This window comes from Streptomyces xingningensis, assembly GCF_054957865.1.
Window position 1 is genome coordinate 1 of record NZ_JBDJPF010000036.1, and the last position, 22,648, is coordinate 22,648.

Consider the following 22,648-nt stretch of genomic DNA (forward strand, 5'->3'; position numbering starts at 1 on the left):
CGAGAGGGCGTGCCGGGCGTCGCGACGGGGCGAACCCTGGCTGACGCGGCACTAGCCCCGGCTGATGCGGCGCCGGCCGCCAAACCCCCACCTCCAGAGCCGCCCTGGCGGTTCGTCAGGAGTCAAGTTTCCGGATTTTCTCACCACCACCGCGGACCGTTCCCCGGTCCGTGACAACCACGGAGGTCGCGACATCGTGGCAACGCAAGGCAAATCGAGGCGCAGACTGGCCGCGGGAGCGGCACTGGTGGTCGCGACCCTCGTCGGAGTCACCGCCTGTGGCGGCGGCAAGAGCGACAAGGGCAGCGGCGGCGGGGGCGGCGGCAAGGCCGCGGGCTTCAATGCGGGTGTCGGCAAGGTCGCCAACCAGTCCGACAAGAAGGGCGGTGAACTGAAGTTCATCAGCACCCAGGACGCCGACTCCTGGGACCCCACGCGGGGCTACTACGGCTTCGGCTGGGACTTCTCCCGGGGCTTCTTCCAGCGAACGCTGATCACCCCCAAGCCGGTGCCCGGAGCGGACAGCACCACCCTGGTGCCGGACCTGGCCACCGACAACGGGCAGGTCTCGGCCGACAAGAAGACCTATACCTTCAAGCTGCGTGACGGCATCACCTGGGAAGATGGCAAGCCCATCACCAGCAAGGACATCAAGTACGGCATCGAGCGCACCTGGGCCCAGGACAAGCTCTCCGGCGGCCCTACCTGGCTGAGTCAGGTCCTGGACCCCAAGAAGGAGTACCAGGGCCCCTACAAGGACTCCAGCCCCGACAAGCTGGGCCTGAAGGCCGTCGAGACGCCGGACGACAAGACCATCGTCTTCCATCTGCCCACTCCCAACGGTGACTTCCTGCAGATTCTGGCGCTCCCCTCGGCGGGACCGGTGCGGCAGGACAAGGACACGGTGGAGAAGTACGGCTCGCATCCGTTCTCCAGCGGCCCCTACAAGTTTGAGTCGTACTCTCCCAACAAGAGCCTGATGCTGGTCCGCAACGACAAGTGGAACCGGGATTCGGACCAGGTCCGCAAGGCGCTGCCGGACAAGGTCTCGATCAAGTTCACCACCAATGCCGACACCATGGACAGCGATCTGATCGCGGGCAACTACGACCTCGATCTCGCCGCCACCGGAATGAGCTCGGCCGGCCGCCAGAAGGCGATCCAGACCAGCAAGGGCAACCTCGACAACCCGCAGACCGGCTTCATCCGCTATGCCGCGTTCCCCAAGTCCGTCGCGCCCTTCGACAACGAGCACTGCCGCAAGGCGGTCATCTACGGCGCCGACCACACCTCGCTGCAGACCGCGCGCGGTGGCCCCGAGGCGGGCGGCGACATCGGCACCAGCATGATCCCGCCGGTCGTCAAGGGCTTTGACCAGAGCTACGACCCCTACAACCTCAAGCAGGGCAAGCCCGATGTGGCCAAGGCCAAGGAGGAGCTCAAGGCCTGTGGCAAGCCGGACGGCTTCAAGACCACCATCGCCGTCCGCAACAACAAGCCCGCGGAGATCGCCACCGCCGAGTCGATGCAGGCATCCCTGAAGAACGTCGGCATCGACGCCCAGATCGACCCCTACGACGGCGCGCAGTCCGCGGGCATCGTCGGCGCTCCCAAGAACGTCAAGTCCAAGAACTACGGCATCATCATCTTCGGCTGGGGCTCCGACTTCCCCAGTGGCCAGGGCTTCCTGCAGCCGGTCGCGGACAGCCGGTTCATCCTGCCCAACGGCAACCAGAACTACCCCGAGATCAGCGACCCCTCGATCGACAAGATCTTCGACCAGGGCATCGCGGAACTGGACCCGGAAAAGGCCGGAAAGATCTACCAGGAGGCCAACAAGAAGGTCATGGAGGGTGCCTGGTACCTGCCCTTCACCTTCGAGAAGAACATCATCTGGCGCAGCTCCCGGCTGACCAATGCCTTTACCGCAGACTCCTGGAACGGCCGTTACGACTACGGCTCGCTGGGCGTCGAGAGTTGATCGTCCGTCCGCTCCACCGGCACACCCGGCGCTAGGCCCGAAGGGCAGGTGAGGGCCGCGTGCGGCGGCTCGGAGGCGCACAACGCCGCCGAGCCGCCGTCGGGCCGACCGCAGTGTTCGCTTATATCGTCAGGCGGCTGTTCGCCGTCATCGTGATGCTGCTCGTGGTCACCCTGGTGACCTTTGGCATCTTCTTCGCCATCCCGAAGCTCACCGGAGCCGACCCCGCCGCCATGTACGTCGGCAAGGCGTCCGACCCGGCGTCCATCGAGGGCATCAGGCAGAAGCTGGGGCTCGGCGACCCGATCCTCGTCCAGTACTGGCACTTCATCACCGGGATCTTCGCCGGCCGCGACTACACCGGGGGCGGCACCAGCACCCATTGCGCGGCACCGTGCTTCGGCTACTCCTTCAAGACCGAGCAGGACGTCTGGCCGATCCTGACCGACCGGCTGCCAGTCACCCTGTCGCTGGCCGGCGGGGCCTGTGTGATCTGGCTGCTGGTCGGGGTCAGCACCGGAGTGGTCTCCGCGCTCAAGCGGGGCACCAAGATCGACCGTGCCGCCATGACCACCGCACTGGCGGGCGTCTCGCTGCCGATCTACTTCACCGCGCTGCTGGCGCTGTCCATCTTCAAGTTCAAGCTCGGCTGGTTTGAATCCGAGTATGTGGACATCGCCGACGACCCCGGCAACTGGTTCGGCTCGCTCGTCCTGCCCTGGGTCACCCTGGCGTTCCTCTATGCGGCGATGTACGCCCGTCTCACCCGGGCCACCATGCTGGAGGTCCTCGGCGAGGACTACATCCGCACCGCCCGCGCCAAGGGCCTGACCGAGCGAGTGGTCATCGGCAAGCACGCCATGCGCTCGACCATGACCCCGATCCTCACCATCCTCGGCATGGACCTCGGCGCGCTCATCGGCGGCGCGATCCTCACCGAAACCGCCTTCAATCTGCCCGGACTCGGCCAGGCGGCGGTCCGGGCCATCAGCGACCGCGATCTGCCGGTGATCCTCGGCGTGGTGCTGGTCGCCGCGACCGCCGTGGTCATCGCCAACCTGGTGGTGGACCTCCTGTACGCCGTGATCGACCCCCGAGTGAGGCTCTCATGACCACCGCACCCGAGCCCGTGCCCGGGGACACCACCCCCACCACCTATCTGGACGTACGCGACCTGCGCATCCACTTCCCCACCGACGACGGCCTGGTGAAGTCCGTCGACGGCCTCTCCTTCCGGCTGGAGAAGGGCAAGACCCTGGGCATCGTGGGCGAGTCCGGCTCCGGCAAGTCGGTGAGCTCGCTGGGCATCATGGGCCTGCACACCGTCGGCCAGTACGGCCGCGGCAAGGCCCGCATCAGTGGGGAAATCTGGCTGGACGGCAAGGAGTTGCTCACCGCCGACCCCGAAGAGGTGCGCCGGATGCGCGGCCGCGAGATGGCGATGATCTTCCAGGATCCGCTGTCCGCCATGCACCCGTACTTCACCATCGGCTCCCAGATCGCCGAGGCCTACCGGATCCACCACGAGGTGGACAAGAAGACCGCCCGCAAACGCGCCGTGGAGATGCTCGACCGGGTCGGCATCCCCCAGCCCGACCGCCGGGTCGACGACTACCCGCACCAGTTCTCCGGCGGCATGCGCCAGCGCGCGATGATCGCCATGGCGCTGGTCAACAACCCCGCCCTGCTGATCGCCGACGAGCCGACGACCGCCCTGGACGTGACCGTACAGGCGCAGATCCTCGACCTGATCCGCGATCTGCAGAAGGAGTTCGGCTCCGCGGTCATCATCATCACCCACGACCTCGGCGTGGTCGCCGAGCTGGCCGACGACATCCTGGTGATGTACGGCGGCCGCTGTGTCGAGCGCGGACCGGCCGACCAGGTCTTCTACGAACCCCAGCACCCCTACACCTGGGGCCTGTTGGGCTCCATGCCGCGCATCGACCGCGAGCAGACCGAGCGGCTGATCCCGGTCAAGGGCTCCCCGCCCAGCCTGATCAATGTGCCGTCCGGCTGCGCCTTCAACCCGCGCTGCCCCTATGCCGACGTGCCCAAGGACGGCGTCACCCGCACCGAGCGGCCCGAGCTGCGCCTGGTGCCGGGCAAGGAGAAGCACCACTCCGCCTGCCATATGTCGCACGAGGAGCGGACCCGGATCTGGACCGAAGAGATTGCGCCCAAGCTGTGAAGGACCAAAAGGACCAGAAGGACCAGACGGTGTCTGACAAAACGGTGCCTGACAAAGACGTGCTCCTCAAGGTCGAGGGCCTGGTCAAGCACTTCCCCATCACCAAGGGGCTGTTGCGCCGCCAGGTGGGCGCGGTGCACGCGGTGGACGGCATTGGCTTTGATGTGCGCGCGGGGGAGACCCTGGGGGTGGTGGGCGAGTCCGGCTGCGGCAAGTCCACCATGGGCCGGCTGATCACCCGGCTGCTCGAACCCACCGGCGGGAAGATCGAGTTCGAGGGGAAGGACATCTCGCATCTCGGCGTCGGCGGGATGCGGCCGCTGCGCCGTGACGTCCAGATGATCTTCCAGGACCCGTACTCCTCGCTCAACCCCCGGCACACGGTCGGCACCATCGTCGGCGCCCCGTTCCGGCTGCAGGGGATCAGCCCCGAGGGCGGGGTGAAGCAGGAGGTCCAGCGGCTGCTGGAGCTGGTCGGTCTCAACCCCGAGCACTACAACCGCTATCCGCACGAGTTCTCCGGCGGCCAGCGGCAGCGCATCGGCATCGCCCGCGCCCTGGCGCTCAAGCCCAAGCTGGTGGTCGCCGACGAGCCGGTCTCCGCGCTGGATGTGTCGATCCAGGCCCAGGTGGTCAACCTGCTGGACGACCTCCAGGACGAAATGGGCCTGACCTATGTCATCATCGCCCACGACCTGTCGGTCATCCGGCATGTCTCGGACCGGATCGCGGTCATGTACCTGGGCAAGATGGTCGAGTTGGCGGACCGCCAGTCGCTCTACACCAGGCCCAGGCACCCCTACACCAAGGCGCTGCTCTCCGCGGTGCCGGTGCCCGACCCCAAGCGGCGCGCCAAGCGGGAGCGGATCCTGCTCAAGGGCGATGTGCCCTCGCCCATCTCACCCCCGGCCGGCTGCCGCTTCCACACCCGGTGCTGGAAGGCGACGGAGGTGTGCAAGCAGCAGGAGCCGCCGCTGATCGCCCTGGAGACCGGACACCAGGTGGCCTGCCACCACCCGGAGGAAATAGCGGAAGCAACAGCCTGAAAAACGTGACAACTTGATAAAGGCATGTGCATGACGGGAGGGGAGGGGGCAGATTCCGCGAGTCGTAATGACCCTTGAAGGGACGGCCCGTGGGACTCGCACCCTCCCGCTCGTTCAGAGCGCGCGCACGATCCACCAAGCTCCTCGCCCTCTCCATCGCGGCGGCCTCGGCCTGTGTGGTCTCGGCCGCCCCCGCCCCCGCATCCTCCCGCCACCACCCGACGCCCGGGGCACCGGGCATCGGCGACTCCTACTTCCCGGGCCTCGGCAACGGCGGCTTCCAGGTGGCGCATTACGACCTCGACATCGCCTACGCCCCGGACACCGGCCGGCTCGACGGACGGACCACCGTCACCGCCCGGGCCACCCAGGACCTCTCCTCCTTCGACCTCGACCTGCAGCAGCTGAACGTCAGCTCGGTCGAGGTGAACGGCAGGCGGGCCGCCTTCACCCGCGACGGGGACGAACTGGTGATCCGCCCCCGGCACGCCCTCTACCAGGGCCACGCCTTCACCGTCACCGTCACCTACGGCGGCATACCCCAGCCGCTCAGCGGCCCCATCATCTTCGGCTCCAAATACGGCTGGATGAAGACCAAGGACGGCGTCTTCGTCGGCTGCGAGCCCAACGCCGCCTCCACCTGGTTCCCCTCCAGCGACCACCCCTCGGAGAAGGCGACCTTCGACATCACCATCAAGGCCCCCAAGGGCCTGACCGCCGTCTCCAACGGCAGGCTGATCTCCACCCGGAACCGCGGCGCCGACACCGTCACCCACTGGCGGGAGAACCGGCCCATGGCGACCTACCTCGCCACCGCCACCATCGGCAAGTTCGACGTCCGGACCGGACGGACCCCGGGCGGCATCCCCATCTACACCGCCATCGACCCGAGCCTGCCCAACAAGGGCAAGGTCGACGTCTACGGCGTCACCGCCGAGGCCACCGACTACTGGTCGAAGATCTTCGGCCCCTACCCCTTCGAGGAGACCGGCGCCATCGTCGGCGACATGCCCGAGGCGGGCTTCTCCCTGGAGACCCAGTCCAAGCCGCTCTACTCCGCCGTCCGCAGCGAGACCACGATCGTGCACGAGCTCGCCCACCAGTGGTTCGGCGACTCGGTCTCGGTCGCGCGCTGGAAGAACATCTGGCTCAACGAGGGCTTCGCCAGCTACGCCCAGTGGCTGTGGGACGAGCACAAGGGCAGGCGCAGCGCCCATGACTCCTTCCTGCGTGCCTATGACGGCATCAAGGCCGAGGCCCCCTTCTGGAAGATCGACGTCGCCGACCCACAGCGCGACACGATGTTCTCCGGCGCGGTCTACGACCGCGGCGCGATGACCCTCCAGATGCTGCGCGAGCGCATCGGCGACAAGGCGTTCTTCAGGCTGCTCCCGCTGTGGACCGCCCAGCACCGCTATGGCAACGCCGGCACCGAACAGTTCATCGCGCTCGCCGAGCAGGTCTCCCATCAGCGCCTCGGGGACCTCTTCCACACCTGGCTGTCCACCCCGTCCAAGCCCGCCCTGCGGTAGTCACTGGCGGGCACGCGTGCCGTGCCGGAAATGTCAGTAAGAATGTCGCGTGCTCACCGATCTGTTCAGCCCCTCCGTCCAGCACTGGCTCGACATCGCCGGAATCTTCGTCTTCGCCATCTCGGGCGCGCTCCTCGGTGTCCGGAAGAACTTCGACGTCTTCGGCATGGCCGTGCTGGCGGAGGTCACCGCGCTGGGCGGCGGGCTGTTCCGGGACCTGGTCATCGGTGCCGTACCGCCCGCCGCCTTCAGCGACCTCGGCTACTTCATCACCCCGCTGATCGCCACCCTGATCGTCTTCTTCCTGCACCCCGAGGTCGAGCGGATCACCATGACCGTGGGGGTCTGCGACGCCGCCGGGCTCGGCCTGTTCTGCGTCACGGGCACCGTCAAGGCCTATGGGCACGGCCTCGGGCTCACCCAGTCCGCCACGCTGGGACTGGCCACCGCGGTCGGCGGCGGGGTGCTGCGCGACGTACTCGCCCACGAGGTGCCCTCGCTGCTGCGCTGGGACCGCGACCTCTATGCGGTGCCCGCCATGGTCGGCGCCGCACTGGCCGCCCTGCTGATCCGCTATGACGCGCTCTCCGGCGCGACCAGCGGGCTCCCGGTCCTGACCGCCTTTGTGCTGCGGCTGCTGGCGATGCGCTACCACTGGCGGGCACCGCGCGCCTGGCACCGGCGCAGCGCGGCCGCGGAAGAGGCCTGATGACGCCGTGCGGCCCGGCTCCAACGCAAACCCACGGGGTCTGGCCGCGCGCCGCGGCTCGTAGAATCGTGCGCACCATGGCCTACCTCGACCACGCCGCCACCACTCCGATGTACCCGGAAGCGGTACAGGCGATGACCGCTCAGCTCACCGTCACCGGAAACGCCTCGTCACTGCACGCCGCGGGCCGGCGCGCCCGCCGCACCGTCGAGGAGTCACGCGAATGGTTCGCGGCCTCGCTCGGTGCCCGGCCCAGCGAGGTGGTCTTCACCGCGGGCGGCACCGAAGCCGACAACCTCGCCGTCAAGGGCCTGTACTGGCTGCGCCGGGCCGCCGACCCGGCCCGTACCCGGGTGCTCGCCAGCCCGGTCGAGCACCATGCGGTGCTGGACGCCGTCGACTGGCTCGCCCGGCACGAGGGCGCGACGGTCGAGTACCTCCCCGTCGACTCCCATGGGCGGGTGCATCCGGGTGCCCTGCGCGAGGCGATAGCCCGCAACCCCGCCGATGTCGCCCTGGCCACCGTGATGTGGGCCAACAACGAGATCGGCACCATCCTGCCGGTTCGCGAACTGGCCGAGGTCGCGGCCGAGTTCGGCATCCCGCTGCACGCGGACGCGGTCCAGGCGGTCGGCCAGCTGGATGTCAACTTCGCCGCCTCCGGCCTGGCCGCCATGACCGTCAGCGGCCACAAGATCGGCGGCCCCTATGGCATCGGCGCCCTGCTGCTCGGCCGCTCCTATGAGCCGGTGCCGCTGCTGCACGGCGGCGGCCAGGAGCGGCAGGTGCGCTCCGGCACGCTGGACGTACCCGCCATCGCCGCCTTCGCCACCGCGGCTGCGCTCGCCTCCGAGCGGCGCGCGGATTTCGCCCGCGAGGTCGGCGCCCTGCGGGACGAGCTGATCCGCGGCGTACGGGCCGCCGTCCCCGACGCCGTCCTCGGCGGCGACCCGGACCCGGCGGGCCGGCTGCCCGCCAACGCCCACTTCTCCTTCCCCGGCTGCGAGGGCGACTCGCTCCTGCTGCTGCTGGACGCCCAGGGCATCGAGTGCTCCACGGGCTCCGCCTGCACGGCCGGTGTCGCCCAGCCCAGCCATGTCGTCCTGGCCACCGGCACCGATCCGGACCTCGCCCGGGGCACGCTCCGCTTCTCCCTGGGCCACACCTCCACCGAGGCGGACGTCCGGGCCGTGACGGAGGCCATTGGCCCGGTGGTCGAACGGGCCCGCTCGGCGGGCCTGTCCTGACTTACCCTGGACGGGCTATGAACGACTTCTCCGGTTTCCCTTCCGGCGGCCGCCGCCTCCGCGTGCTCGCCGCCATGTCCGGCGGCGTGGACTCGGCCGTCGCCGCGGCCCGTGCCGCCGAAGCGGGCCACGATGTCACCGGCGTGCACCTGGCTCTCTCCGCCAACCCGCAGTCCTTCCGCACCGGCGCCCGCGGCTGCTGCACCATCGAGGACTCCCGCGACGCCCGCCGGGCCGCCGATGTCATCGGCATCCCCTTCTACTGCTGGGACCTGGCCGAGCGCTTCCGCGAGGACGTGGTCGAGGACTTTATCGCCGAATACCAGGCCGGCCGCACCCCCAACCCCTGCCTGCGCTGCAACGAGAAGATCAAGTTCGCCGCCCTGCTGGACAAGGCCCTCGCCCTGGGCTTTGACGCGGTGTGCACGGGCCACTACGCCACGGTGGTGGTGCGTGAGGACGGCTCACGCGAGCTGCACCGCGCCTCCGACATGGCCAAGGACCAGTCCTATGTGCTGGGCGTGCTGGACGAGAAGCAGCTCGCCCACGCCATGTTCCCGCTCGGCGACACCCTCACCACCAAGGACGAGATCCGCGCCGAGGCGGAGCGACGCGGCCTGGCCGTGGCCAAGAAGCCCGACAGCCACGACATCTGCTTCATCGCCGACGGCGACACCCAGGGCTTCCTGGCCTCCCGCCTCGGCAAGGCGGCGGGCGACATCGTCGACGAGTCCGGCACCAGGATCGGCACCCACGACGGCGCCTATGGCTTCACCATCGGCCAGCGCAAGGGCCTGCGCATCGGCCACCCCGCACCGGACGGCAAGCCGCGCTATGTCCTGGACATCTCCCCGGTGAACAACACCGTCACGGTCGGCCCCGCCGAGTCGCTGGCCGTCTCCGCCCTGACCGCGATCAAGCCCCGCTGGTGCGGCATCGCACCGGAGGGCACCGGCACCTACACGGCCCAGCTGCGCGCCCACGGCGAGGAGACCCCGGTCACGGCGGAGCTGGTGGACGGCACGGAACTGCGGGTGAGCTTCACGGAGCCGGTGCGCGGAGTCGCCCCCGGCCAGGCGATCGTGCTCTACGACGGCACCCGGGTGGTCGGCTCGGCGACGATCGCGGCAACGGAGCGGGCCGGGGCGGGGGTTGGGGGGTGAGGTCCCGCCACTCGAGGCATCAAGCGCAGCTCACGGTGGTGATGACGATGCGCTCCCCGCGCACGTCGGTGATGTAGTGCACCATGACAGTCCGGCCGTCGGCGATGGATCCGAGAGCGATCCGCACGCCGGGCCCGGCTGCTGCATACGCGGGCCCGTCGAGAAAGGTCATGGAATTGACCGAGGCGAGCTGAGTCGCGAGCCGCTCGACTTCGGTCCGAAGGGCGGGTTCCATACCCTTGTCGACCCGTCTGTGAAGTACTCCCAGCTCCAGTCGCTCACCCGGCGGACTCCAGGGCCTCCACCTCACGCTCTGCTGTGTGCAGGATGTCTGCGATCTCCATGACGGCAGCCTGCTGTTCGTCCCCGGTGGCGGTGTGGAAGGTTCTCATTGCGGCATGAAAGCGAGCGGAGCGTTCAGGATCGCGCTCGATGGCCACGACGATTCCCCACCGACGGTAGAAGAGGCGGATGGCGCCGATACGGCCGTCCTTGCCGGCGGCATCGAATGCCTCCTGCATCTCGTCGATCATCTCGGGAAGTCTGGAGGGCGCCACTGTGGCCACCGCCCGGCGCAACGAGGGCAGGTTGAGCTCGGGCATGGGGATCAACGGCCCGTCGTGGTGGTGCACAGGCTGGCTGCTCATACGGAAGTCGCCTCCTGGATCGGCTGAGACCTCAGACTATCGACCGGCCTTGAGCATGCGCCGGAGTGCAGCGAGTGGGACCGATCGGGGCGGGCCCTGCTCGGTTGCGGTCAGGTCGCCACCGGGCGTGACCCGTGGACGACCGTACCTCTGATCGATCTCGAGCTGCCCGGCCGGGCGGAGTGGCCCCACAGGGCCCCGGCACCTACCCGGCCCAACTGCGTGCCGACGGCGAGGAGACCGACACGCGAATACCGGCACGCGCCAAGGTGGGATCAGGCGGGCTGCGGGGCGGGCATCGCCGGAGCGGCCGCGACCTTGCGGGTCTCGTGCATCATCAGCAGGCCGTTGACCACCATCAGCGTCGCGGTCAGGCCGTGGACGCCGAGCGCGGTGGCCACGGAGCCGTGGTGGGCCAGCACGGTGGTCATGTCGCCGTACGCGGCGAGGGCCTCCACCAGCAGCACCCAGCCCAGCGCCCGGCGGTGGCCCGTCACCAGCAGGATGCCCAGGACCAGGGCCAGGACGACGTCGCGGATTCCCTTGATGATCAGGAAGCCGCCGCCGTCGCCGGACAGCCGGCTCGACAGGCCGAAGCCCGGCGCCGTCGTCTCCGGGCTCAGGATGAACTCCCCTCCGAACCAGAGGATGAAGAGGATGAAGGCGGCGGCCAGGACGGTGTTGATCTTCTTCAGCGACATTGTTCTTCTCCTTGCGAGTTTTGTGAGCTTGGCGAGTCGTATGGGTCCTGGTCAGGCGTCGCGGACACGGCTGATGTGGCGGGCGCAGCGAGGGCGGCCGATGACGTGCCAGATGTCGCGTACCGGTGCGAGGAGGGGCCACGCGTGGTGGGGTGCTCGGCGGCCCTGACGACCCGGCATGGTGCATGGATGCGTGACTGCCCGGGGGGAGGGCAGGGCTTCTCCGGCTGCCCTCCCCCCGGCTACAGCTGCCGTGTCATACGTCGATCTGTTCGAAGATGTGCGGGTACGACACGATGTCGTCGGGGAACTCGGCCGCCATGCGCTGGAACTCCGGGCTGCCGAACGCCGTGGCGAGCGCTTCGGTCGACTCCCAGACCGCGACGTTCATCAGAAGCCGACTGTCCGCCGTTCCCTTGTGCATCTGCAGGGAGACGAATCCCGGCTGAGCCTTCATGAACTCCGCCTGCCTCCGAAAGAGGGCCAGGAACGCTTCCGCCCTCTCCTTCGGGACGACGAAGGTGTTGGCCAGGACGATGGGCCCGGTCTGCTCCTTGAACTGCGCGAACATCGGCGTATTCGGGTCCAGGCTCTGCAGCTTGGCCATCCTCGGTACTTCCTCTCGCTATCGGTTGTCCCACAGCGCTGAGGCCGGCCACCGCCGTACTGGATCCGGCGACGCTCACTACCTGTGGCACGAGGAGATCTGACGGTCACTCAAGGGACATCGCCGGTGACACCAAGGCCTCCAGCGACTGCGACCTTGCCAACGCCTGTTGGCAAACGCTTGTTGGCAAACGTAGAGCCACAGCCCTGGACTGTCAACACTTGTTGGCCTACGTTTGTTGGCATGACCGGCACCACGGAGAACCAACAGGCCGCACGGCGTTCCGACGCCACCCGCGCCACGATCCTCGCCGCGGCCCGCGAGCGGTTCGCGGCGGACGGCTACGAGAAGGCGACCATCCGGGCCATCGCGCGCGACGCGAAGATCGACCCGTCGATGGTGATGCGCTACTACGGCAACAAGGCGGGCCTGTTCGCGGCGGCCGTCGCGATCGACCCCGGGCTGCCCGGCCTGTCCGTCGAACCGCGCGAGGAGATCGGCCGCACGCTGGTGCGCCACTTCCTGACCCTGTGGGAGGAGAACGGGGAGCTCACCGCGCTGATGCGGGTCGGCGTCACCGACCCGGCCGTCGCCGAGCGCATGCAGAGCGTGCTGCGTGAGCAGTTGATCCCGCTGGCCCGCCGGGTGGGCCCCGAGCCGGAGCAGGCGCCGGCGCGGGCGGCGCTGTGCGCCTCGACCGTGCTAGGGCTCGCGCTGACGCGCTATGTGCTGCGGTTTCCGGCGAGCGTGGCGCTCGGCCGCGAGGAGATCGTGGACTGGCTCGGGCCCACGATCCAGCGGTATCTCACCGCGCCGACACCCTAGAAGACGCCCTGGACGACGCCCTGGACGACGCCCTGAAGAACGCGTCGAGAGCCCCCACCGCGACCTCGGTCACGGCGGGGGCCCTCAATGGAGTCGATTGGCGGCAGCCAGGCCCCTTACCCTCACCCGCATGCGACCACCCGCTTACCCGCCCAAGCCCGCGCCCGGCGACCGCATTGCCGTCATCTCACCGTCCGCCGGGCTGCCCGCGATCTTCCCGCGCCCCTACGAGCTGGGACTCCAGCGGCTGCGCGAGGAGTTCGAGCTGGAGCCGGTGGAGTACCCGGCGACGCGGAAGGCGGGGGCGAGCCCGCGGGAGCGTGCGGCCGACATCCATGCCGCGTTCGCCGACCCGACGGTCAAGGCGGTGATGGCAAGCATCGGAGGGGATGACCAGATCACCGTGCTGCCGCTGCTGGACCGAGAGTTGATCCGCGCCCACCCCAAACCCTTCTTCGGCTTCAGCGACAACACCAACCTGCTGCTCTTCCTGCGCAACCTCGGCATCGTCGGCTACCACGGCGCCTCGGTGATGACCGAGCTCGGCCGCCCATACGCCCTTCACCCGATGACTGCCGATTCCCTCCGCGCAGCCCTGTTCACCTCGGGCCCTTATCAACTGCGCCCCGCCGAGCGCTACCGCGACACCGACCGTGACTGGGCCGACCCGGCCACCTTCGCCACGGAGCCCGATGCACAGCCCGCCAACGGCTGGATCTGGCACCGGCCCGAGCGGGTGACCGAGGGTCGCTCCTGGGGCGGGAACCTGGAGATCCTCTCCTGGCTCCTGATGGCGGACCGTGAGATCGAGCGCGACCCCGCCGCTTACGAGGGCAACATCCTGTTCCTGGAAACCTCCGAGGAGATGCCCTCCGCCGAGGAGGTGTTCCGCATCCTGCGCAGCATGGGCGAGCGCGGCCTGCTGGCCCGCTTCCCCGCGCTGCTGATGGCCCGCGCCAAGGCCTGGTCCTTTCCACAGCCCAACGAGGCCGAGGCCAAGCGGCGTTACGCCGACCAGCAACGCGAAGCGGTGCTGCGCGCGCTGGCGGTGTACGCCCCGGACACCATGGCCGTTTTCGACGTGGACTTCGGCCACACCGATCCACAACTGGTGATCCCCTATGGCGGTACGGTGCGGGTGGACGGCCCGGCACGGGGCATTACGGTGACCTACTGACCGACTCCTCGTACTTCCGGCCGACTGCCGCGGCTATAGTCCACAGCTGTGGCAGGGGATATCGGAGGGATACTGGCAGACCGGTACCGGCTGACCGGTCTGTTGGGGCAGGGCGGCATGGGAGCGGTCTGGCGTGCTCGTGATGAGCAGCTGGACCGGGATGTGGCCGTCAAGGAGCTTCGCCTTCCCGAACACCTCGGTACCGCCGAGCGGGAGAACTGGATCGCCAGGCTGGACCGGGAGGCTCGCGCCGCCGCACGGTTGAAGCATCCCGGCATCATCACCGTGCACGACCGGGTCACCGGCGATGACGGACGCCCATGGATCGTCATGGAGCTGGTGCAGGGCGGGTCCCTGGACGACCTCCTCGCCAGGCAAGGCCCGCTACCACCGCACCAAGTAGCCCAAATCGGGCGCCAGATGGCCGAGGCCCTCAGCGTCGCGCACCGGATGGGCATCACCCACCGGGACATCAAACCCGCCAACATACTGCTGGAAGGCGATCGCGTCGTCCTGAGCGACTTCGGGATCGCGGCCGTCCATGGTGATGTGACCCTGACGGGCACCGGCATGCTCATGGGCACCCCGGCCTTTATGGCTCCCGAGCAGGTACGTGGCCTGCCCGCCACCGCCGAGTCCGACCTCTGGTCGCTGGGCGCGACCCTCTACAACGCGGTGGAGGGCCACCCTCCGTTCGACGGGGCGAGCCCCAGCGCGGTCTTTGTCGCCGTCGCCACGGAAGAGCCGATCGCCGCCAAGCGCGCCGGGCCCCTCGAACCCCTGCTCAGCGCTCTGTTCCGCAAGGATCCGGCCCAGCGGCTGACCATGGATCAGCTGAACTCGATGCTGGCCGCGCTGACTTCATACCGGCCGACAGCCGTCGATGTGCGGCCCGCAGCGGTGCCCGTCCAGCCCCCTCTTCCGCCTCCGCCGGTGGGCTCGCCGCCGGTCGTCCCACCTCCGCAGCCGCTCGCCTCGCCTGCCGTGCTGCGCCGCCGGAGGCCGGTACGGACCGCGGTGATCAGTGTGGTGGCGCTGGCTCTGGTGGTGGGTGCGTCCATATTCGGATATTCGCTGTACCAGAAGAGGGAGGATTCCGCCGCCTATCAGGCCAATGTACGTGCAACCAAGGAAATGACGGACCCTACCGGTTTCACCCGGACAAACGAAGAAGACGGTGATGCCGACCGGGCACGGGTGACCTATGAGGCGGACGGCTCTTGCTTCGCTGGATGTCCTACGCAGATGGAAGCCGCAAGGACATGGCTCAAATATCAGCATGGTATGGGGGCAGTTGGGTACGTCAAGAGCCTCACCAACTGCCCGAAGAACTGGTGCGTCCTGCCCGTGAAGGTCAGCGGGTACCGCAAGCCGACGGTTCATGACGCTTGGGTACGCGCCGAGAACGGCCGTTTCTATCTCCGGGTCGATGTCGGCCCGCCGGAGTAGCCATCCGCGATGCGGGCGGAGCTTGTGGAGCTCAGAGAGCTCCGGCTTTTACGCTGTTGAACAGGGCGCGGAGGGCGTCTGGGCTGGTCGATATGACGTGTGCTGGGGATTCGCTCTCGCGGAGAGCGGCTTCGTTGATCGTCACGGTCACCTGGACGCAGTTGTTGCCACCGCCTGCACAAAAGGTTGAGCGTTGCCAATCATGGTGACGCAATGTCTAGGTCCTCTCACGGATCGCGTGCGATGGACCGGATGAGCTTTTGAGATTCGTCCGGAGCGAGTGCGGAATTTTCCATCAGGTCCAGCAATGCACGGTAGTTGGCTAGTGGTGTCGGGGCATCTACAAAATGCGCGCCAAAGGCGGTGTCCAGGTGGACTGTGTCCAGCTCAGGAACAGGGCCTTCCGTGTAGAGGATCGATTGGCCCGCGCCGTGGAAGGCACCCGCACTGAACGGGATGACCAGGAACGTGACGTTGTCCCAGTCTGCCGCGTCTGCCAGGTAGTTCAGTTGCTTCCTGGCTACATCCCGGCCTCCGAACTCCAGCCGCAGCGCTGCTTCGTGGATGATGCCGATGTACGGGGTCGCCTGGCTACCCGTGACAACGGCTTGGCGGTCCATACGGTGGGCGACTCGTAGTTCCAGCTGCAAGCGCGGCAGTTCCGGCACGGCGAGATTGAAGATGGCCCGGGCGTAGTCCTCTGTCTGGAAGAGGCCAGGTAGGTGAATGGTCTGCGCGGTCCGGATGCGGGTGGCGTGATACTCGATCTCGGACACATCGAGGTGTCCGTCGGGAAGTTTTCCCCGATATTCGTTCCACCAAGGTCGCATTCGGCGGCCTGCCATTGCCGCAAGCCCGTCGATCAGCCTCGGGTCCGGACACTTGTAGTGGCAGGCCAGTTGGCGAACTCGTTCTTCGCTGAGCCCGGTTCGTCCCGCCTCGACGTTAGAGATCATCGTGCGATCGGCGCCGAGCATCGCGGCCGCCTCTTGAATGGAGATGCCTGCCTGTTCGCGTAGGCGGCGCATCTCGGTTGCCAGGCGTCTCTGGCGGCCTGTGGGGGCGTTCCGTGGAGCCATGGATCCTCTCTCATGTGCGCGGAACAGTCTGGCAGTGCGGTTCGCCATGGTCCAGTGAGTCCGTCAACTGCTCACTCGTTCGTGAGTTTTGGCTCACACGTGAGTAGCCGTGCCCTACTGTGTGACCCGCGCCACTCGCTTGTCAGTCTGAGTGCGGAGGCGCCCAGCCCACCACCGCCCCACAGGAGGTGCCCCGTGCCCACGCCACCAACGCCCCGGCCCCAACTCCCCGCCCCCATCCCCTTCGCCGACCCCTGGGAGTACGAACTTGCCTTCCCCTGTGACCCCCGTGGCCCTGGGATCGCCAGGACGACCCTGCGGGCCGTGCTGGTCGCTCACGAGCTGAGCGAACTGATGGACAGGGCCGAGGTGTTGACATCGGAGCTGGCCACCAACTCCGTCCGGTACTCCGGCGGACCGGCGACGGTCCGGCTCTTCTGGTCGCACCCCGTCCTGCGGGTGAGCGTCGCCGACGGCGGCCTGGAGCTGCCGGTTCGGCCCGAACAGCCCACCGCCGATGCGAGCCGGGGGAGAGGCCTGCTGATCCTTGACCTTCTCGCACACCGATGGGGCGGCTTCCCGCTCGGCGAGGACGGCAAGCTGATCTGGTTTGAGCTGGTACTGCCCGAAGATCCGCCCCCTCCGGCGCTGGCGCCGGCCTTGGCCGCCTGAGGGCGGAATTCACTGCATCCTCAACTGCCCCACCAGTACCGGTAATCGATGGCGTAACATGCCGGCCACAGTCACGGCGTTGCCGCCAAGCCGCCGTTCATGCCTGAGTCCACCTTGGAGTGAGCCCATGCCGGAGAACTCACCCGTCACAGCCGACTGGGTACGCCTGCCCGAGGGGCCTGACGCGTACATCGCCCAGCCGGCAGGCGGTCGCACCCCCACCGCCACCGTCGTGGTGGGCATGGAGCTGTTCGGCGTCACGGCCTGGGTGGAAGGGGCCTGCCGGCGGCTGGCCGGTGCGGGATACCGGGCCGTGGCCCCGGACTTCTACTGGCGGCAGGCCCGCCGCGCCGAACTCGGCTATGACGACGCGGGTCGCCAGGAGGGATTCCGGCTGCTGGGCGGTCTGACCCAGGAGAGTGTGGCGGCGGACACCGCCGCCGCCCTCACGGGCGAAAACATCGGCATCCGCGCCTTTGTGGGCTTCTCGCTCGGCGGGCACCTGGGAGTGCTCGCCGCCACCCGGCTGCAACTTGACCTGGTGGTCAGCTGCTACGGCGGCTGGACCCTGGACGGCGGGATCCCGCTCGCCGAGCCGGAGCCGCCGCTCTCACCGGCCGGTGCCGCCGTGATCGCGGAGCGCGGCACGTTCCTGCTGGGGTTGGTCGGCGAGCGGGACTTCCTGATCACCGCCGATGAACGGGAGCGGATGGAGAAGCGGCTCCAAGAGGCGGGCGTCCAGCATGAGTTGGTCGCCTACCCGGACGCCGCCCATGGCTTCCTGTGCGAGGACCGCCCGGACACCTATCACGCGGAGGCGGCGGAGGCGGCGTGGGACAGGATCCTGCGAGCCCTCGCCGTCGAAGCCAAGCGCTTCGCTGGAAAGTGAGGTCATGCGGCTGCGGTCGGTCCGTGGCTGGTCGCGCCCACACGGCGGAGCCGCATCGCGCAGCCGCCCCGCGCCCCTTCGGGGCCCGGTACCGTACCGGACCTCGGCAGGTTCGCCCTGATTGCCCTGATTGCCCCGGCTGCACTTCATTAAGGGAGCCATTTCCCTCACCCAAGGCCCTTCTCACTGCAGGAAACCGGGGCAAGTTCATCCCTGAACCACCCCACCAAGCACCACGCCCCCACCAACCCCGCGCAGCGCAGCGGAGCGGCCCCGGGCACAGCCCGGCACTCCGCACCACCAACGGACCACGGCTCCACCCCTGCTCCGGCCCACCCCCATCCGGCCGCGCAGCGGGCGGGCCCACAGGGGCGCAGCCCCCTGCTGCCCTGCCCCCCCAAACCGCGAAGCGGTGCAGAAACACTCCGTAGCTAGCGCTGGCCGTCGTAATCCCACGGATTGACCAGCGAGGCGCCGGTCCGCTCCAAGTGCTTGATGTTGCGGGTGGCCACCGTCCAACCATTGGCCATCGCGGTGGCGGCGATGAGGGCATCCGGCGGGTCGATGCCGTTGCCTTCGGCCTTGAGCCTCTTGTGAATGGCCAGGAAGGCTGCTGCCTCGGGTTCTCCGATCGCGATGATCCGGCCCTCGTATTCTGCTCGTAGTTCCGACAAGACTGTCGCGTAGAGGGCCTTCCGCTGGGGGTTCGGCGCGCAGTCAACGCCGAACTGGATCTCGGCCATTGTCATGGAGCTGAGGAAGAAGTCATTTGCAGCGAGGGAGCGTGCCCACGCCACGACGGACGGCTCGGGTTTGGGCCTGACGGTGAGTTCGGCGACCACATTTGTGTCCAGTAGGTAGCTCACTTGTCATCCGCCTGCTCGTCATAAGAGCGTTCCCCGAACTCCAGACCCTCGAAGGGGGTCGTGAGCATCCAGTCCAAGAAGCCGTCGGTCCCCAGAGTCGCCCATCGAGTCAGTACCGCAGACAGGTCATCGATGTCGGTCTCGGCCAGCTGAGCATCGAAGTGTCCCTGCTGATCTTCGGGCAGGGCGGCCCGGATGTCGCGGATGGTACGCAGCGGGTGTGCCTCCGTGGAGGAGGAAGCGGCCGGTCGCGGCGTGCTGTCGGGTGCGGTCGACATGGTCGGCTCCCTTAACGCGAGGGCGGGTGTCATGCGTCTCTCCAGCTTAGGCTCTGGATGTTCACGAACGTGGATGTCGGCCCGGCGGCCGTCGACGAGGCGACCGCCGATGCCCGGGCCGCCCGGCGCGAGCGTAACCACCGATCTAGTTGCCCTCCCGCCCAAGTCACCTCTTGTGGTGAAGAGTTGATGGATGGCTTGCGGCCAGGAAGTGTGGGCTGCCCGCAGCCCCCCGTATCCTGCCCCCATGAACATCACCGTCTTCTGCTCCGCCGCCGACCTCGATGACCGCTACACCACTCCCGCCCGCGAATTCGCCGGGCGGATCGGCAAGGGCGGGCACACCATGGTGTGGGGTGGTTCGGAGTCCGGGCTGATGAAGGTGATGGCGGACGGGGTGCAGCAGCACGGCGGGCGGCTGGTCGGGGTGTCGGTGGAGTTCCTGGCCGCCAAGGCCCGTAAGAGCGCGGACGAGATGGTGATCGCCAAGGATCTGGCCGAGCGCAAGGCGGGGCTGCTCGCGCGTGGTGACGCGGTTGTGATCATGGTCGGCGGGACGGGGACGCTGGACGAGGCGACCGAGATCCTGGAGCTGAAGAAGCACGGGTTGCACGCCAAACCCGTGGTGCTGCTGAACACGGCCGGGTTCTATGACGGGCTGAAGGAGCAGCTGCTGCGGATGGAGGCGGAGGGGTTCCTCCCCGTTCCCCTCGCGGACCTGGTGTTCTTCGCCGAGGACGGCGCGAGTGCGCTGGCGTATCTGGAGCTGGCGTATCTGGAAAGGTGAGCAGGCGCGCGATAGGGCAGTAGGGCAAACTGGCGCGCATGGCAACTCATGTGATCACTGGTGCCGGATCGGGCATTGGGGCGGCCGTCGCCGAGCGGCTGCTCGCCCGCGGGGACGAGCTGTATCTGTTCGCGCGGGACGCGGGGCGGGCCAAGGAACTGGCCGCGCGGTTCCCGGGGGCCCGTACGCTCGTCGCCGACCTGGCCAACCCGGACCGGCTGTCCTGGGCGCTGAGCCATCAGACGCTGCCCGACCGGATCGACTCGCTGCTGCACATCGCGGGCGTGGTCGACCTCGGGATGGTCGGTGATCTGACGACCAAGACCTGGAGCGGCACGCTCGCGGTCAACCTGGTGGCCCCGGCCGAGCTGACCCGGCTGCTGCTGCCGCAACTGCGCGTCGCCAAGGGGCAGATCGTCTTCGTCAACTCGGGGGCGGGGCTCAGTGCGCACGCCGGCTGGAGCGCGTATGCGGCGAGCAAGCACGGGCTCAAGGCGCTCGCCGATGCGTTGCGCGCGGAGGAGCATGAGCACGGTGTGCGGGTCACCAGCGTCTACCCGGGGCGTACGGCCACCGCGATGCAGGAGAAGGTGCACCGGCAGGAGGGCCGGGAGTATCAGGCGGGGAAGTGGATCGAGCCGCAGTCGGTGGCGACCACGGTGCTGCTCGCCCTCGATCTGCCGCGGGATGCCGAGATCAACGATCTGACAGTCCGGCCAGGTCGCTGAACCGGCCAGGCCGCTGGAGCGGGATGGTCGCTGAGGCCGGGCGTACGCTGAAGCCATGACTAGTGCACTGGACACCGTGACAGCCGGATCCTCGATCCGGGACATACGACTCCTCATCAATGAGCTGGGCAAGCGGATGGATGCGCACCGGCGCAGCCGGATCGCCGAGTTCGACCTCACGCTGACGCAGGCCAAGGCCCTGGAGGAACTGGGGGACCCGAGGACGGCGCGGGAACTGGCCGTGGTGCTGAACTGCGAGCCGCCGAACGTCACTTACGTCATGGACAAGCTGGAGAAGCGGGGCCTGGTGGTGCGGGAGCCGCATCCGCAGGACCGGCGGGCCAAGCAGCTCGTTCTGACCGAGGCGGGGCAGGAGTTGAGGCTGGAGCTGATGCGGCGGATGGGGGAGGAGTCGCCGCTGGGTCATCTCCCGCAGGACGAGCTGGATGAGCTGCGCGACCGGCTGTACCGGGCACTGACCGGGTCGGAGGAGCGCTGAGCGCGGCGTAGCCCCTGGGAGAGCGGGTGACCCAGGGGCTTCTGTATAGCCTTAGTAAAGTTACAGCTGTAACTATTGTCGCTGTAATCGATACAGCTGTAACTTCTTTTGCATGATCACTGAGACCCGCACTCCGGCGGCGGCCCCGGCAGCCCCGGCGGCCCCGGCAGCCGCCACCCCCGCCACCCCCGCCGCACTCGCCGCCCCCAAGCGTCAGGGGCTCCAACTCCTCGCCCTGGCTCTTGGGTTTGTGATGGCCGCTCTCGACACGACGATCATCAATGTCGCGGGGCCGTCCCTCCGCAGCGGACTGCACCTGTCCCTCTCCGGCCTCACCTGGGTGGTGAGCGGATACATCCTGGTCTTCGCCTCGCTGCTGCTGCTGGCAGGCTCGCTGGCCGGCCGCTATGGAGCCCGCCGCATCTACCTCACCGGGCTGGGACTGTTCGTCGCATCCTCGCTGCTGTGCGCGGTGGCGCCCACGGCGGCCGTGCTGATCGTGGCCAGGCTGCTGCAGGGCGCGGGCGCCGCGCTGTTCATGCCCAGTTCGCTGACCTTGCTGCTCAACGCCTTCCCGGGGGCCAAGGAGCGGGCCCGGGTGCTCGGTCTGTGGTCGGCGATCGTCTCCGTCGCGGCCGGGGTCGGGCCCGCGCTGGGCGGGATCTTGGTCGGCTCGCTGGGCTGGCGCTCCATCTTCCTGATCAACCTGCCGGTGGGCATCGTCGGACTGTTCCTGGCCCGTCGCGTGGTCGCCCCCATACCCGGCAAGCCGGGCATGCTCGGTGCCGGTGGGCACGCCCTCGGACTGCTCGCCCTGGCCGGTCTCAGCTATGGCCTGATCCAGGGGCCGGAGCTCGGCTGGACCGCCCCCGCGGTGCTGGGCGCCCTCGCGGTGGCCGTGCCCGGTGCCCTCGGCTTCGCCGCCCGGGAGCGTCGTGCGGCGCAGCGCATCCTGCCCAGTGAGCTCATCGCCAACTCCGGGGTGCGGGCCGCGAGCCTCATCGGCTTCTTCTTCAACTTCGGCGCCTATGGCGGGCTGTTCGTGCTCGGCCTCTTCTTCCAGCAGGCGCGTGGTGCGAGCCCGATGGTGGCCGGCCTGGAAATGCTGCCCGCCCAACTCGTCTGGCCCATCGGCAACATCCTCTACGCCCGCTACGGCCGTCGCATCGGCAACCGCGCCGCCCTCGCCCTCTCTCTGGGCTTCTCGGCCGCCGGCATGATCATCCTGGCCTTCACCGTCTCGCCCGGCATGCCCTACTGGGTCCTCGCCGTCGTCCTCGGCGCCCTCAACATCGGCATCGGCGTCGCCTCCCCGGCCATGACCGGCGCACTGATGGAGTCGGCCGGACCGGCGCATGCCAACATCGCCAGCGCCGCCCTCAACGCCAACCGCCAGATCGGCAGCCTGGTCGGCATCGCCGTGATGAGCGCCGTGCTCGCCGGGGTCACCGGCTGGTACCCGGGGATCACGGTGATCTTCGCCCTGGTCGGTGCTGTGTACCTGGCCGGTGGCCTGGCCGCCTGGCTGGGGCTGCGCGCCGGGCGCGAGGGTTCTCGTACCCTTCCTGAGTGAGC

25 protein-coding genes are annotated in these 22,648 nt (G+C 68.5%); 17 read left to right on the plus strand and 8 right to left on the minus strand.

Features of this window, described 5'->3' with window-relative positions; translation table 11 throughout:
- Positions 1–196: 196 nt before the first annotated feature.
- The 8 genes from ABCR83_RS19475 to mnmA all read left to right on the plus strand — a co-directional run bounded on the left by ABCR83_RS19475 (position 197) and on the right by mnmA (position 9,869).
- Complete coding sequence (locus ABCR83_RS19475; protein ID WP_462696343.1) at positions 197–1,981, plus strand: ABC transporter substrate-binding protein; 1,785 nt, start codon at positions 197–199, stop codon at positions 1,979–1,981.
- Between the two features lie 113 nt (positions 1,982–2,094).
- Positions 2,095–3,093, plus strand: a complete 999-nt coding sequence (locus ABCR83_RS19480) for an ABC transporter permease (RefSeq protein WP_462696401.1) — start codon at positions 2,095–2,097, stop codon at positions 3,091–3,093.
- Positions 3,090–4,172 carry an ABC transporter ATP-binding protein gene (locus ABCR83_RS19485; RefSeq protein WP_462696344.1) on the plus strand — a complete coding sequence of 361 codons (1,083 nt, stop codon included), beginning with the start codon at positions 3,090–3,092 and terminating at the stop codon, positions 4,170–4,172. The genes ABCR83_RS19480 and ABCR83_RS19485 overlap by 4 nt, the downstream gene beginning before the upstream one ends.
- Before the next feature lie 29 nt (positions 4,173–4,201).
- Positions 4,202–5,218 (plus strand): ABC transporter ATP-binding protein, encoded by a 1,017-nt coding sequence (locus tag ABCR83_RS19490; protein WP_462696345.1) that lies wholly within the window; start codon positions 4,202–4,204, stop codon positions 5,216–5,218.
- A gap of 89 nt (positions 5,219–5,307) precedes the next feature.
- Positions 5,308–6,750 (plus strand): M1 family metallopeptidase, encoded by a 1,443-nt coding sequence (locus tag ABCR83_RS19495; RefSeq protein WP_462696346.1) that lies wholly within the window; start codon positions 5,308–5,310, stop codon positions 6,748–6,750.
- Positions 6,751–6,799: 49 nt separating this feature from the next.
- A complete protein-coding gene (locus tag ABCR83_RS19500) occupies positions 6,800–7,459 on the plus strand; it encodes a trimeric intracellular cation channel family protein (RefSeq protein ID WP_462696347.1) in 660 nt (219 codons plus the stop codon).
- Positions 7,460–7,536: 77 nt separating this feature from the next.
- Positions 7,537–8,706 carry a cysteine desulfurase family protein gene (locus tag ABCR83_RS19505; RefSeq protein WP_462696348.1) on the plus strand — a complete coding sequence of 390 codons (1,170 nt, stop codon included), beginning with the start codon at positions 7,537–7,539 and terminating at the stop codon, positions 8,704–8,706.
- Between the two features lie 17 nt (positions 8,707–8,723).
- Positions 8,724–9,869, plus strand: coding sequence for a tRNA 2-thiouridine(34) synthase MnmA (gene mnmA, locus ABCR83_RS19510; RefSeq protein WP_462696349.1), 1,146 nt, complete (start codon positions 8,724–8,726; stop codon positions 9,867–9,869).
- A 19-nt stretch (positions 9,870–9,888) separates the two neighbouring features.
- Here the strand turns inward: mnmA and ABCR83_RS19515 are convergent, their stop codons facing one another.
- From ABCR83_RS19515 to ABCR83_RS19530, 4 genes are all read right to left on the minus strand, one after another.
- Positions 9,889–10,104 carry a hypothetical protein gene (locus ABCR83_RS19515; protein WP_462696350.1) on the minus strand — a complete coding sequence of 72 codons (216 nt, stop codon included), beginning with the start codon at positions 10,102–10,104 and terminating at the stop codon, positions 9,889–9,891.
- 43 nt (positions 10,105–10,147) lie between these two features.
- Positions 10,148–10,516: a hypothetical protein gene (locus tag ABCR83_RS19520; RefSeq protein ID WP_462696351.1), complete on the minus strand. Its 369-nt coding sequence runs from the start codon at positions 10,514–10,516 to the stop codon at positions 10,148–10,150.
- Between the two features lie 275 nt (positions 10,517–10,791).
- Positions 10,792–11,217 (minus strand): DUF4267 domain-containing protein, encoded by a 426-nt coding sequence (locus ABCR83_RS19525; protein WP_462696352.1) that lies wholly within the window; start codon positions 11,215–11,217, stop codon positions 10,792–10,794.
- 256 nt (positions 11,218–11,473) lie between these two features.
- Complete coding sequence (locus ABCR83_RS19530) at positions 11,474–11,824, minus strand: antibiotic biosynthesis monooxygenase family protein (protein WP_462696353.1); 351 nt, start codon at positions 11,822–11,824, stop codon at positions 11,474–11,476.
- Between the two features lie 243 nt (positions 11,825–12,067).
- On the opposite strand from ABCR83_RS19530, the gene ABCR83_RS19535 reads away from it, so the two are divergent.
- The 3 genes from ABCR83_RS19535 (at position 12,068) to ABCR83_RS19545 (ending at position 15,275) form a co-directional block, all read left to right on the plus strand.
- Complete coding sequence (locus tag ABCR83_RS19535) at positions 12,068–12,649, plus strand: TetR/AcrR family transcriptional regulator (RefSeq protein WP_462696354.1); 582 nt, start codon at positions 12,068–12,070, stop codon at positions 12,647–12,649.
- A gap of 130 nt (positions 12,650–12,779) precedes the next feature.
- Positions 12,780–13,826, plus strand: a complete 1,047-nt coding sequence (locus ABCR83_RS19540) for a S66 family peptidase (RefSeq protein WP_462696355.1) — start codon at positions 12,780–12,782, stop codon at positions 13,824–13,826.
- 48 nt (positions 13,827–13,874) lie between these two features.
- Positions 13,875–15,275, plus strand: a complete 1,401-nt coding sequence (locus ABCR83_RS19545; protein ID WP_462696357.1) for a serine/threonine-protein kinase — start codon at positions 13,875–13,877, stop codon at positions 15,273–15,275.
- A gap of 31 nt (positions 15,276–15,306) precedes the next feature.
- On the opposite strand, the gene ABCR83_RS19550 is transcribed toward ABCR83_RS19545, so the two are convergent.
- Complete coding sequence (locus tag ABCR83_RS19550) at positions 15,307–15,489, minus strand: DUF397 domain-containing protein (protein WP_462696358.1); 183 nt, start codon at positions 15,487–15,489, stop codon at positions 15,307–15,309.
- A gap of 13 nt (positions 15,490–15,502) precedes the next feature.
- On the minus strand, positions 15,503–16,354 hold the full coding sequence (locus ABCR83_RS19555; RefSeq protein WP_462696359.1) for a Scr1 family TA system antitoxin-like transcriptional regulator: 852 nt from the start codon (positions 16,352–16,354) through the stop codon (positions 15,503–15,505).
- Positions 16,355–16,549: 195 nt separating this feature from the next.
- On the opposite strand from ABCR83_RS19555, the gene ABCR83_RS19560 reads away from it, so the two are divergent.
- Positions 16,550–17,026: an ATP-binding protein gene (locus tag ABCR83_RS19560; RefSeq protein WP_462696360.1), complete on the plus strand. Its 477-nt coding sequence runs from the start codon at positions 16,550–16,552 to the stop codon at positions 17,024–17,026.
- A gap of 127 nt (positions 17,027–17,153) precedes the next feature.
- Positions 17,154–17,915, plus strand: coding sequence for a dienelactone hydrolase family protein (locus ABCR83_RS19565; protein WP_462696362.1), 762 nt, complete (start codon positions 17,154–17,156; stop codon positions 17,913–17,915).
- A gap of 431 nt (positions 17,916–18,346) precedes the next feature.
- On the opposite strand, the gene ABCR83_RS19570 is transcribed toward ABCR83_RS19565, so the two are convergent.
- Positions 18,347–18,781, minus strand: a complete 435-nt coding sequence (locus ABCR83_RS19570) for a PIN domain-containing protein (RefSeq protein WP_462696363.1) — start codon at positions 18,779–18,781, stop codon at positions 18,347–18,349.
- Positions 18,778–19,059 (minus strand): hypothetical protein, encoded by a 282-nt coding sequence (locus ABCR83_RS19575; RefSeq protein ID WP_462696364.1) that lies wholly within the window; start codon positions 19,057–19,059, stop codon positions 18,778–18,780. The genes ABCR83_RS19570 and ABCR83_RS19575 overlap by 4 nt, the downstream gene beginning before the upstream one ends.
- 247 nt (positions 19,060–19,306) lie before the next feature.
- Between ABCR83_RS19575 and ABCR83_RS19580 the strand changes: the two genes are divergently transcribed.
- The 4 genes from ABCR83_RS19580 to ABCR83_RS19595 all read left to right on the plus strand — a co-directional run bounded on the left by ABCR83_RS19580 (position 19,307) and on the right by ABCR83_RS19595 (position 22,646).
- Positions 19,307–19,846, plus strand: coding sequence for an LOG family protein (locus ABCR83_RS19580; RefSeq protein ID WP_462696365.1), 540 nt, complete (start codon positions 19,307–19,309; stop codon positions 19,844–19,846).
- Between the two features lie 38 nt (positions 19,847–19,884).
- Positions 19,885–20,574, plus strand: coding sequence for an SDR family oxidoreductase (locus tag ABCR83_RS19585; RefSeq protein WP_462696366.1), 690 nt, complete (start codon positions 19,885–19,887; stop codon positions 20,572–20,574).
- A 55-nt stretch (positions 20,575–20,629) separates the two neighbouring features.
- The gene (locus tag ABCR83_RS19590) at positions 20,630–21,073 is read left to right on the plus strand and encodes a MarR family winged helix-turn-helix transcriptional regulator (RefSeq protein WP_462696367.1); all 444 of its coding nucleotides are present in this window, start codon (positions 20,630–20,632) and stop codon (positions 21,071–21,073) included.
- Between the two features lie 112 nt (positions 21,074–21,185).
- Complete coding sequence (locus tag ABCR83_RS19595) at positions 21,186–22,646, plus strand: MFS transporter (protein ID WP_462696368.1); 1,461 nt, start codon at positions 21,186–21,188, stop codon at positions 22,644–22,646.
- Positions 22,647–22,648 lie beyond the last annotated feature (2 nt).